Genomic DNA, 261 nt, shown 5'->3' on the forward strand with positions numbered 1-261 from the left:
CATCATCCGACGCATGCACTTGCGGCAGAAGCTGTCGGTCCGCGAGATCGCGCGGCGCACCGGCCTTTCGCGCAACACGATTACCAAGCACCTGGCGGGGGGCACGATCGAGCCGAAGTTCGCCACGCCGTACCGGCCGAGCAAGCTTGATCCTTTCGCCGAGAAGCTGGCCGGCTGGCTGAAGACAGAAGCCGGCAAGTCGCGCAAGCAGCGGCGGACGCTGAAGCAGATGCATGCCGATCTCGTCAAGCTTGGCTTCAG

1 pseudogene is annotated in these 261 nt (G+C 64.4%); it reads left to right on the top strand.

Going from position 1 to position 261, the window contains the following annotated elements:
- Window position 1: 1 nt before the first annotated feature.
- Window positions 2-261: pseudogene (locus FNJ84_RS21835) on the top strand (IS21 family transposase); the annotation flags it as partial.

Source organism: Paracoccus sp. M683, from assembly GCF_007096355.1.
Taxonomy (GTDB): Bacteria; Pseudomonadota; Alphaproteobacteria; order Rhodobacterales; family Rhodobacteraceae; genus Paracoccus.